The organism is Rhodanobacter soli (assembly GCF_039523495.1).
Taxonomy (GTDB): Bacteria; Pseudomonadota; Gammaproteobacteria; order Xanthomonadales; family Rhodanobacteraceae; genus Rhodanobacter; species Rhodanobacter soli.
The window spans coordinates 319,953-331,047 of record NZ_BAAAFK010000001.1; the positions used below are offsets into that span (position 1 = coordinate 319,953).

The window sequence follows — 11,095 nt, forward strand, 5'->3', positions numbered from 1 at the left end:
GTCTGTTGCTGGCGGTGTCGACCGGGTTGGCTTCGCTGGCGTTTGGCCATCCGTTCCTCACCTCGTATTTCCGCTACGCGGAGCTGCCCGTGCTGGGCAAGTTGCCGCTGGCTTCGGCGGTGCTGTTCGACCTGGGCGTGTTCAGCGTGGTGGTCGGCGCCACCACGCTGATGCTGATCGCGCTGGCGCACCAGTCGCTGCGCCGTCCGCGCCACGTGACGGGTGCGCCGGCCGCGACGGGAGGGCAGGGCTGATGGAACTGGTCCTTGCCGCCGCGATCGGCATTCTCGCCGCCTCCGGCGTGTGGCTGCTGCTGCGCCCACGCACCTTCCAGGTGATCATCGGGCTGACCCTGATCTCCTACGCGGTGAATCTCTTCATCTTCTCCATCGGCGGCCTGCGCACCGGCGCCGACCCGGTGTTGCGCGACGCCGCCAGCGATATCGCGCAGTACGCCGACCCGCTGCCGCAGGCGCTGGTGCTCACCGCGATTGTGATCGGCTTCGCCACCACGGCACTGTTCCTGGTAGTGCTACTGACTTCGCGCGGCTTGACCGGCAACGACCACGTCGACGGCGAGGACGGCACGCCGTGAGCAACCACCTGATCATCGCGCCGATCGTGCTGCCGCTGCTGGTCGCCGCGTTGCAGCTGCTGGTCGGCGAGAAGCGCCGGTGCACGGTGCTGGTGCTGAGCATCGCCTCGTGCGCGGCGCTGGTCGCGTTCGCCGCCGCGCTGATGCTGGCGGTGGCCGACGACGGCGCGCTGGCGGCGGTCTACCGCATCGGCGACTGGCCGGCACGCTTTGGCATCGTGCTGGTGGCCGACCGGCTGTCGGCGCTGATGGTGCTGCTCGCCAGCGTGCTCGCGCTGGCGCTGCTGCCGTACGCGCTGGGTCGCTGGCAGCATCGCGGCGGCCACTTCCAGCCGCTGCTGCAGTTCTTGCTGATGGGCCTGAACGGCGCGTTCCTCACCGGCGACCTGTTCAACCTGTTCGTGTTTTTCGAGGTGTTGCTGGCGGCGTCCTACGGCCTCGCCCTGCATGGCTCGGGCGCGCGCCGGGTCAGCGCGGGGCTGCACTACATCGCGGTCAACTTGACCGCCTCGATGCTGTTCCTGCTCGGGGTCAGCCTGATCTTCGGCGTCACTGGCACGCTGAACATGGCGGCGCTGGCCGAGCTGATCCCGCACGTGCCCGAGCGCACCCGCGCACTGCTGCATGCCGGTGCGGCGATTCTCGGTGTGGCGTTCCTGATCAAGACCGCGATGTGGCCGCTGGGTTTCTGGCTGCCGCGCACGTATGCGGCCGCGTCGCCGGCGGTGGCCGCGATGTTCGCGCTGATGACCAAGGTCGGCATCTATGTATTGCTGCGGCTGGGCCTGCTGCTGTTCGGCGCCGACGCCGGGCCGGCGTCGATCCATTTCGGCAGCGGCTGGATGCTGTGGGGCGGCGTGGCGACCGTGGTCGCCGGCATCGTGGGCATGTTGGGCGCACGCGATCTGGCCAAGCTGGCCGGCTACAACGTGGTGATCTCCTCCGGCACCCTGCTCGGCGCGATCGGCCTGCAACTGCCGGCGGTGACCGCCGGCGCGCTGGCTTACCTGGTGATCTCCACGCTGGCCATCGCCGCGTTTTTCCTGGTCGCCGGCCTGCTCGCCTCCGACGGCGACGACGACACGGACGACAGCTTGAGCCTGGAACCGTACGAGCAGCCGGGCGAAGCGTCGGCGGGCGAGGGCCTGTACGCACAGGAGGACGAGAGCCGGGTGGTGATCTCCGCGCCGATCGCGCTACTGAGCGGCAGCTTCTTCGCCTGCGCGCTGCTGCTGGCAGGATTGCCGCCGTTGTCCGGGTTTCTGGCCAAGTTCGCCATGCTGGCGCCGATGCTCGCCGCCGGCCCGCGCGTGGGCGCGATCGTATTGTTCACCCTGATCATCGTGGCCGGTTTCTGCACGGTGATTGCGATGTGCCGCGCCGGCATCCAGATCTTCTGGGTCGAACCCGAGCGGCTGTTCCCGAAGGTGCGCCTCGGCGAGACCGCATCCATTCTGGTCCTGCTCGGCCTGTGCCTGCTGCTGACCGTGCAGGCCGAGGCGCCGCTGCGCTACCTGCGCGACACCGCGCGGCAGATCCACACGCCGGCTGCGTACATCCAGCAGGTGTTGCCGACCGCGGAGGCGCCGCCATGACCAGGCGTTGGTTGCCGTACCCGATCCTGTCCGTGCTGTTGCTGCTGATCTGGCTGCTGCTGAACCAGAGCATCGCGCCCGGCACGATCCTGCTCGGCGCGCTGCTGGGCGTCGCGCTGGCGAAGGTGTTCGGCCTGCTGCGCCCGCCGAAGGCGCGCCTGCGCAACTATCCGCTGCTCGGCCTGCTGTTCGTGCGCGTCGTCTACGACATCGTGCGCTCGAACATCGCCGTGGCCCGGATCATCCTGCGCCGCGACAGCCGCATGCAGTCCGGCTTCGTGGCGATCCCGCTGACCTTGACCGACCACTACGGCCTCGCCGTGCTGGCGTGCATCATCACCTCCACGCCGGGCACGATCTGGGTCAGCTACGACTCCAGCGCGAACATCCTGCTGATCCACGTGCTGGACCTGGTCGACGAGGCGAGCTGGATCGACTCGATCAAGCAGCGCTACGAGCGCCCCCTGCTGGAGATCTTCCAATGAGCCACAGCCTGCTCGGTGCCGCCATCATCCTTGCGCAGATCCTGCTGCTGCTGGCGATGAGCTTCTCGATCATCCGCATGGTGCGTGGGCCGCGCGCGCAGGACCGCGTGCTGGCGCTGGATGCGCTGTACGTCAACGCGATGATCCTGCTGCTGACCATCGGCATCCGCAGTGGCAGCCTGCTCTACGTCGAGGCCGGCCTGATCATCGCGCTGCTCGGCTTCGCCGGCACGGTGGCGCTGTCGAAATTCCTGATGCGCGGGCAGGTGATCGAATGAGCCATCTCGATGCCCTGCCGCCGTGGGCGGCGATCCTGGTGGCGGTCCTCATGCTGCTGGGCGCGCTGCTCGCCTTCGTCGGCTCGCTCGGCCTGCTGCGCCTGAAGAATTTCTACAAGCGCGTGCACGCACCCACCCTGGGCACCACGCTGGGCACGTTCTTCATGCTGGCCGCCTCGATCACCTGTTTCTCGGTGCTGCACGGCCGGCCGATCTTCTACGAGATCCTGATCGGCGTGTTCCTCACCCTGACCACGCCGATCACCCTGATGCTGCTGGTGCGCGCCGCGCTGTACCGCGACCGCGAGGAAGGCTCGGCCGACGTGCCGCAGGCGTCGCCGCCCGAGTGAGCGCGGGGTGGCGCTGTCAACCCTGGTTGTTGTCGCGCGGCTTGGGGCAACTGGCGCGCTGGCCGCGCGAGCAGGCGACCTCGCGTGCGCGACGTGGCGCCAAATAGCCTCGGATCATTGGCGCCGAGTGGCCCGCATGAAACCTGTCCGGCACAGCTCAACTGTCGCCTAGGTGGAGCGCGCCGGCGAACAAGGTATTTCGTCGGCTTTCCCACTGGGCCAACCAACCCTCGACCTCGTCACTCGGCATCGGCTTGGCAACAAAGAATCCCTGCACCATGTCGCAGCCAGACGCACGCAGGAGATCCCAGTCCTCACGTTCCTCCACGCCTTCTGCGACCGTGCGCAAACCCAGCTCTTGGGCCAGGCCGAGGCTGGCTTCCAGGATGGCGCGTAGCGATGGCGTGCGGGCAGCCTGATGGACAAAGCCGCGATCGATCTTCAACTCGTCGAAAGGCAGGTCACGCAGTTGCGCCAGGGAGGAGTAGCCGGTGCCGAAGTCATCTATCGAAAGCCGCACCTGCTTGAGGCGCAGTCTGGTGAGTACATCCAGCTGCACTTGGGGATTGTCCATCAATCGGCTTTCGGTGATCTCCAGGACGAGATGATGGAGTGGCACGCCAGCCGCGTGCGCCTGCTCGACCAGAAAGTCGGGGTAGTCGAGCGAGGAAACGCTCCCCAGGGGCACATTGACCGCCAGGTCGAGCTGATGTCCTGCATCGAGCCAGCGGCGCAGGTCGCGCAATGCCTCACGCATCACCTCAACGCCCAGATAGCCCACCAGCCCGTGCTCCTCGGACATGGGCACAAAGTGGCAGGGCAACACCAGACCATCCCGCGGATGCTGCCAGCGCACCAGCGCCTCCAGCCCGGCCACCCTGCCGGTCGCCAGTTCCACCTTGGGCTGGTAATAATTGAGCAGTTCACCTTGGCGGATGGCCAACTGCAAATCGGCCGGCGTATACAACGGGGCCCGTGCCACCGGGCTCGGCGGAGGGACGACCCGAATCGCTGTGCCCAGCAGCTGAAGCAGCGACTCGGTGGTCACCGGTTTGCCCAGCGTCCCCAGCACATGCAGCCCATGCGCACGGGCCAGCTGTTCGACGGCCTGCCGCGTCCTGGAGTTCTCGCCACTGACGAGCACCAGGCTGCCGGTGTAGCACAGACGCACGAGATGGCGGACGAACTCCACGCCATCCATTTCGGGCATCTGCAGGTCGCAGAAGACGATGCCTATCTGCTTGTCGTGCTCCAGAAGGTTCAGGGCAGCTTGCCCGCTGGTGTGGCACACCACTTCCATATGCGCTGGCCCGAAAGTCCGCAGCTGGACGGAAAGCAGTTTCAGGACAAACGGATCATCGTCTACCAGCAGAATCTTCATCGTCGCCTCATCCAGATACATTCGAATTCGCTTCCAAGCGCAGACAGGCCCCTCAGCTGCCGCAATTGCTCTCGCAGTTTCGGCAGCAGCTCTTCGGTCGCGGCTTCGAAGGTGGCGATGGCCCCTTCGGTGACCGCCTTGTCATCAAGGCGCAAGCTGTTCTCCAGCTCGGCGCAAGTATCACCCAACGGGAGACCTATGCTGCGTGCCGAGGGCTTCGGCATACTTGCTTACCTCCAGCGCTGCCGGGCTGCGCCCGTTGTTGCTCGTGGACGTTCTTGCAACCGGACGTGGCTAACTCCGGGCCGCTTCGTGCAGGGAGGACTGACGGAAAGCCACGAGGAAGGCATTGACGGCGTCCGACTCGCGCTCAAATACCGGCAGCAGTTGGGCCAGCGTATCGCTTGCCCCCGCCTTGCCGGCGGTCTCGATCTCTTCGCAGAGCGCGCCCAGAACCAGGGCGCCGACGGTGCGCGCGGAGGACTTCAGCCGGTGCGCCTGCTCGATGGTGGTGGCCATATCGCCAGCGCTGCACGCGGCCTTCAGCAAGTCGGCGGTCCTGCCAGCGTTGTCCTGGAAGCCCTGCAACAGATCGAAGATGACGGCCGGATCGTTGCCGACAAGATCTTCGAGCACACCAACGTCCACCGCAACGGTGGTCGATTCTTCGAACGCTGTGCCGTGTGGCGGCTCGAGCGGCCGGGGAAGCGGCAGGAACAGTTCGTCCAGCGCCGTGCGCAGGTCGGCCAATTGGAGGGGCTTGGTCAGGTACTTGTCCATGCCGGCGGCACGACAGCGCTCCGATTCGCCCTTGAGCGCCGTGGCCGTGAGCGCAGCGATCGGCACGTGCTGCCTGCCCTGCTCCTGCGCGCGGATCGCCGCGGTGAGTTCGTAGCCGTCCATCGACGGCATGTGGAGATCGGTAAGTACCAGCCCGTAGTCGCCGCTGCGCCAGAGTTCCAGCGCCTGCCTGCCGTCGGAGGCCACATCGGCGGCAAAGCCGAGCAGCGCGAGCTGGCGCAGGATGACTTTCTGATTGGTCCCGTCGTCTTCGGCCACGAGAATCAGCCGACCGGCAAGGCGGGCGTCCTCGCGCGAGGGCACGTCGAGTTCCCCCGGACGCCGGCCCGCCGGTGCGGGCGCCGGTACCGGCGCGCGGCCGGCGGCCAGGTTGATGGCCCGGCAGAGACGGCGGCGGGTGAGCACATTGCCGTCCACGAAAACGATGTCCGTGTTTCGCGTCGGGTTCTTGGGGCGCGAACCTCGGCCGATGGCGACGATGCGCAAGCCATATTCCGGAGCCCGTTGCCTGAACGTGCGAAGGGATTCGTCGTCGGTGGCGGGATCAGTCGTGTCGATCACCCCGATCCACTGTCCCGGCGGCAGCGCGCCCATGAGGCTGCACGCCTGCGCCACGTCGGTTGCCTGGTGTGTCTGCGCGCCCTCGTCGGCGAGGTAGGCGACCAGATCGGCGGCGAGTGCGTCCGCACCGCCGACAACCATGCAGCGAAGTCCGGCCAGTTCCGGCGCGGGCCGGGCGATCGCTTCCCGCTGCGCCCGCTGCAGCGCCAAGTGCACGCTGAAGGTCGAACCGTGCCCAGGTTCGCTTTGCAACTCTAGCGTGCCGTCCATCAAATCCACCAATCGGCGCGAAATGGCCAACCCGAGGCCAGTGCCGCCGAAGCGCCGGGTGGTGGAGGTGTCCGCCTGGCTGAAAGCGGTGAACAGTCGCGCGCGCGTCGATTCGTCAATGCCGATGCCGTTGTCGATGACGTCCAGGTCCACGGCGACATGGGTGTCCGTGGAATGACCGGCCAGCCGGACGCGCACAGCAACGCGGCCCGGCCGTTCGCGGCCGCTGGAGAATTTGATCGCATTGCTTACCAGGTTGACCAGCACCTGGCGCAGGCGCAGGGCGTCGCCGATAACCGTAGCGGGAATTGCCGGGTCGACGAAGACCGTCAGGTAGACGGCTTTCTTCAAGGCAACGTTGGCGAGCATCCCGCAGGCGTTTTCGGTCATCTCGCGCAACGAGAACGGTGACTGTTCGAGTTCCAGCCGGCCGGATTCGATCTTGGAGAAATCCAGGATGTCCTCAATCACAGTCAACAGCGAGAAAGCCGATTCGCGAATCAGGTCGAGCATCTCGACCTGATGGCCTTTGAGGTTGGTCTGCTGCAGGACGTCGATCATGCCGATCACGCCGTTCATCGGGGTGCGGATCTCATGGCTCATGGTGGCCAGGAAACTCGACTTGGCGCCATTGGCCTGGTCGGCTGCGGCCTTCGCCGCCGTCAGCTCGCGGTTTGCCCGTTGCAGGTCCGAGGTGCGCTCGTGCACTCGATGTTCAAGGCTGGAATTGAGTCGCATGACCTCTTGCTGGGCCAGCTGGCGCTCCTCCGCCTCGCGACGCACGTCGCGGTAGGACGCTTGCAACGCTTCTGCGCGCCGTTCCACTTCGGCGAGCATGTCGTTGAACGAATCGACCAGTTCGCCGACCTCGTCATCGGTGGTTTTGGCAACGCGTCGCGAGTAGTCCTGCTGCTCCACCACCTCGCGCGCAATGGACGCCACCGCTGCGATGGGCGCGGTGACCAGCTTCTCCATGCGCCGGATCAGGATCAGAGCGATTCCGGTGGCGAACAACCCCACCAGCACCGCCACTCCGATAGCTCCCGCGATGATGCCAACGAGGTTGTAGCCCACCCGTAGGTAGACGGTGCCGAGGGTGGTGCCATCTTTGACGATCTGCCGGGTTACCACCAAGGTGGTGCCCGCGATGCGGGTTCTGTCGCGCTCGGCTTTCGCAGGAAAGGTGCCCTGCTGGCCCTTGGCGGCATAGGTGGCGAAGAGTTTATTGTCATCGGTGTAGATTGCCGCCGAACGGACGTTCGGTCGCGCGGCGAGCAGGGCGAGGTTGTCGCTGGCCAGCCGCTGGTCGTCGAACTGGAGCGCCGGCGCGGTCATGCGGCCGAGCAGTTCCGCCGTCGTGCTTACATCGCTCACATGGCGGTAGTGGTACGAAACCACGTTGCCGACAATATTGCCGAGGGTGGCACATAGCAGCGCCGCCACCGTGGCAAAGACCACGATGGCCTGCAGCTTGACCCGGATGGAACGGAACGTGTTTTTCACGGGTCGTCCCGGGTCACCCGTCGGGCTGCGGTGAGCATCAGGGCCCGCAGTTTGAGGCCGCTGGTTGCGGCGGGCTTGAGCGCCACGTTGAAGCGCAGGTGGTGGTCGACCAGGTCGAAGCTGATCATGCTGTCCAGCATCCGCTCCTGCCTGGCATCGGAAACCACCAGTACGGGCTTGCCCCTGACTGCATCGCCGATGGCCTGCAGCGTGGGCGCGTCCAGTGCGCCCACGATCAACATGTGCAGGCCTTGCAGAGGGCTATTGGCTTCCAGCCGCCGGGTCACCAGCGGGCGGCCGTTGACCGTCTTGCCGACGATCATGCGGGAGAGAATCTCCTCGAGGTCGTCATCCCCGATCACTCCGACGACGATGGGACTGTCTTCGGTGGCGAAGACCTCGGGTGGCCACTCCACGTAGCCGGCGAACTTGTACAGGTAGGCCGCCTTGACGCGCAGCGCGGGATCGCTGGATTCGACCGCCGGCGGTTGCGCGGCGTTGACCGTGGCGGCAAAGGCCAGCGGCATGGCCAGGATCGCGCACGCCAGCAAATACCTGACGCAGCGGAACACGGGGAAAACCACGGAAGAGGCCGTCACATCGCCCACGCCAGCGCAAGGATTACCGAGCGGCCGATTTCGCGCCGCAGATCGCGCGGCCTGTACTCGCCGTGGCCCCCGGACAGGTTGCGGCCGGTCAGTGAAATCTCGGCGCCGGGCGTCAGCGTCCAGCCCAGGCGTGCATCGACGGCTGTGTACGCTGGCACGTCGTCCCTGGCCAGCGCGCCGACGTGGCGTAAGCCGATGGCGAGTTCACCGTCGCTGCCGAGGGTCCAGCTCGAGCGAAGTTGCCAGGTATTTGAAGGATCGAAGCCCTCCGCGCCGGGGCCGGCGGCGTCGTTGCTGCCGGGCTTCAACCGGAAGTGCTCGTCGAGTGCGGTGAAGCCGCCGCTCAGGCGCCAGCTTTGGCTGGCCTGGAACGTTCCCCACCACTCGATGCCGTTGGACTGCCCTTCCATCAGGCTGCCGAAAAAGAGGTGGGTGAAGCTGGGGTCGATTTCCTGGGTGCGAAGGTGGTCGTAATCGTTGTGGAATACCGTTGCCGACCACGAAAACCGCGGTGTCGGCTGCCCGCGGTAGCCCAGTTCGTAAACCTTCGCCACTTCCGAGCGCACCGGACCACCGCCGTCAAGGAGATAAGGCGGCACGGCCGGAATATATGCATCGCGATCCAGCCGCGATGGCGCCCGCACGGTGCGCGACACGGCTGTCCAGAACAGGTGGCCTGGCGCGGCCTTCCAGGCCAGGCGTGCATTGGGCAGGAATTCGGTGCCGGTGTAGTCGTTGCGCTCCAGCCGCGCGCCCAGCGTCAATCGCAGGTCGCTGGCCAGCGTCATCTCGTCCTGTGCGAACACGCTGGTCCAGTGCTGGCGCGCCTGTGCCGGAAGAAAAGCGAAATAGGGGCTGAGGTTCTCCACGCGGTCCCGGCTCTGCCTGGCGTTCACCCCCCATACCAGCGCATGCATGCCCAGCGGCCGCAGCGAATGCTGCAGCTGGAAGTCGAGGATATCCAGTCGCTCGCCGAACGTCGGCGGCACGGTGCGCCGGGTATGGTCGTAGTAGGCCTGCAGATCGAGACTGCCACCTTCGGCAAGCGCGCGATTCCAGCGTGCGGTCAGGTTGACGCCCGAGTTGGAGATGTCCCCCAGCACGAAACCAATGCCGCTGATTGCGATCGCGCCGGGCGCCGGTTGCTGTTCGGAACCGTCATAGACATTGCCTTCCACCGTGAAGCGACCGACGGCGTAGTGCCAATCGGTGCGAAAACCCACCTGGCTCCGGTGGCCGGCATCATCGACCGTGGTGCCGTCCGCGGTCTTGCCGTGGAGCCAGCGCGTGTGCTTGCCATACACCCGGTAATCGCCGTTCGCACCAAGCGTCGCGCCGTAGCGGAAGCCGAGGTCGGAACTCTCGTTGCCCACCGCGGTCGTCAGCAGCGCGCCGTGGGTGTTTTCGGCCGATCGGGTGATGATGTTGATCACGCCATTGACCGCATTGACACCCCACAAGGTGCCACCCGGGCCGCTGATCACCTCGATGCGTTCGACATCCTCCAGCATCACGTCCTGCGCGTCCCAGAACACACCGGAAAACAGCGGTGAGTAGACCGAGCGGCCGTCGATCAGGACCAGCAGCTTGTTCGGCGCACTGTTGTTGCTCCCGTTCATGCCACGCGCCGAGATGGCATAGCCGACGGCGCTGGCCTCGGCCACCTGCAGGTTGGGTGCCAGGCGGAGCGCCTCGGGGAGGTTGCGCGCACCGGAGCGACGGATGTCCTCCGTGGTAATGACAAAGACTGACGCCGCGGCGTCCGACAGATGCTCGGGCTTCTTGGAGACCGACGTGATCTTGATGCTGCCCAGCTCTTCCAGCGAAAGCGAGGTCAGGTCTTCAGGCTGCGCAGGCAGGTCGGGGATGGAGGCGTACGCTGGCAAAGCCGGCAGGCCGAACATCACGGTAGCGAAGAGGGCAATCCGCGAGGGGCGCCGGTAAATGGCATGGAACCTGTCGTCCGATTTGGCCGGCACATGCATGGCTGGAATCTCCGTTGAGCCGCATCGCTCGTGCGGCCCCGATGCCATCTCTATCTGCAATTTCGGCAGCCTCGACGGCTGCCGCCCCCGGGATTGATATATTCCGATTGCCCCTGAGGAGTTATAAGTGCAGCAGCAAGCACCTGTCCAGCAGCGCGGGCGACTCGACGCGGCGGACGCAGTCGGCGCGCGCCGCCCGCAACCGCGTTTTCGACGCGATCGCCAAGCCCGGCGGATAAGCGCAGCGCCACTAACAAGATCGCAGTTGCCGAGTGCAACTCGACCGATCCGGGGCGTCGCGAGTCCGCCGATCAGGACGCGCGCACTATTCCGGCTTGCATGCCCCAGTGATGATCGAGCGCAATGGATGGCGCGTGGTCCCCATGCGCGATCAGTGCCATGCGCCGAGGCTAGTCGCTGGCTTCAGCTTCCGAGTCTTTCGCGACTTCCAGCTGCTCGCGATTGCACCAGCCCCTGTGCCAGGCAAGAGCCATCGAGGAGCCATGCTCGTAGGGGCACTTTTCTCGCGGCTCGTTGCAGTCGCGTGCGTAATGGCCCTCTATCCAAGCCTTCAGCGGATACTGGATTCCGCTCTCCTTGACCATGTTGGCGTCCTCGATGGGCGTCGTGATATGTCGGGAATGTCAGCGTGCCAAAGCTGTAGCCATGAAAAAGCCCGCTGA

The 11,095-nt window shown here is 65.9% G+C and carries 12 protein-coding genes; 6 read left to right on the forward strand and 6 right to left on the reverse strand.

All coding sequences use genetic code 11. The features are described 5' to 3' along the window. From ABD024_RS01345 to mnhG, 6 genes are all read left to right on the forward strand, one after another. On the forward strand, positions 1–254 hold a 254-nt coding region (locus tag ABD024_RS01345), incomplete at its 5' end, for an MnhB domain-containing protein (RefSeq protein ID WP_343848892.1). Continuing rightward, positions 254–595 (forward strand): Na+/H+ antiporter subunit C, encoded by a 342-nt coding sequence (locus ABD024_RS01350; RefSeq protein ID WP_343848893.1) that lies wholly within the window; start codon positions 254–256, stop codon positions 593–595. The genes ABD024_RS01345 and ABD024_RS01350, both read left to right, overlap by 1 nt. After that, on the forward strand, positions 592–2,190 hold the full coding sequence (locus ABD024_RS01355; protein ID WP_343848894.1) for a monovalent cation/H+ antiporter subunit D: 1,599 nt from the start codon (positions 592–594) through the stop codon (positions 2,188–2,190). Before ABD024_RS01350 ends, ABD024_RS01355 begins: the two co-directional genes overlap by 4 nt. Then, a complete protein-coding gene (locus ABD024_RS01360) occupies positions 2,187–2,675 on the forward strand; it encodes a Na+/H+ antiporter subunit E (RefSeq protein WP_343848895.1) in 489 nt (162 codons plus the stop codon). Before ABD024_RS01355 ends, ABD024_RS01360 begins: the two co-directional genes overlap by 4 nt. After that, entirely contained in the window at positions 2,672–2,953 is a 282-nt protein-coding gene (locus tag ABD024_RS01365) for a K+/H+ antiporter subunit F (protein WP_343848896.1), read from the forward strand. Before ABD024_RS01360 ends, ABD024_RS01365 begins: the two co-directional genes overlap by 4 nt. Continuing rightward, positions 2,950–3,303: a monovalent cation/H(+) antiporter subunit G gene (gene mnhG / locus ABD024_RS01370; protein WP_343848897.1), complete on the forward strand. Its 354-nt coding sequence runs from the start codon at positions 2,950–2,952 to the stop codon at positions 3,301–3,303. Before ABD024_RS01365 ends, mnhG begins: the two co-directional genes overlap by 4 nt. Before the next feature lie 157 nt (positions 3,304–3,460). Here the strand turns inward: mnhG and ABD024_RS01375 are convergent, their stop codons facing one another. The 6 genes from ABD024_RS01375 to ABD024_RS16285 form a co-directional block, all read right to left on the reverse strand. Beyond that, positions 3,461–4,684: an EAL domain-containing response regulator gene (locus ABD024_RS01375; RefSeq protein WP_343848898.1), complete on the reverse strand. Its 1,224-nt coding sequence runs from the start codon at positions 4,682–4,684 to the stop codon at positions 3,461–3,463. Next, a complete protein-coding gene (locus ABD024_RS01380) occupies positions 4,681–4,839 on the reverse strand; it encodes a hypothetical protein (protein ID WP_343848899.1) in 159 nt (52 codons plus the stop codon). Before ABD024_RS01380 ends, ABD024_RS01375 begins: the two co-directional genes overlap by 4 nt. A 139-nt stretch (positions 4,840–4,978) precedes the next feature. Next, positions 4,979–7,819, reverse strand: a complete 2,841-nt coding sequence (locus ABD024_RS01385) for a sensor histidine kinase, YfiR-like protein-associated (RefSeq protein ID WP_343848900.1) — start codon at positions 7,817–7,819, stop codon at positions 4,979–4,981. Continuing rightward, positions 7,816–8,346: a TOL_0243 family YfiR-like periplasmic protein gene (locus ABD024_RS01390; RefSeq protein WP_343848901.1), complete on the reverse strand. Its 531-nt coding sequence runs from the start codon at positions 8,344–8,346 to the stop codon at positions 7,816–7,818. The genes ABD024_RS01385 and ABD024_RS01390 overlap by 4 nt, the downstream gene beginning before the upstream one ends. 68 nt (positions 8,347–8,414) lie before the next feature. Next, positions 8,415–10,412, reverse strand: coding sequence for a TOL_0244 family TonB-dependent receptor (locus ABD024_RS01395; protein ID WP_343848902.1), 1,998 nt, complete (start codon positions 10,410–10,412; stop codon positions 8,415–8,417). 410 nt (positions 10,413–10,822) lie between these two features. Further along, positions 10,823–11,017 carry a ribosome modulation factor gene (locus tag ABD024_RS16285; RefSeq protein ID WP_425543109.1) on the reverse strand — a complete coding sequence of 65 codons (195 nt, stop codon included), beginning with the start codon at positions 11,015–11,017 and terminating at the stop codon, positions 10,823–10,825. Positions 11,018–11,095: the final 78 nt, after the last annotated feature.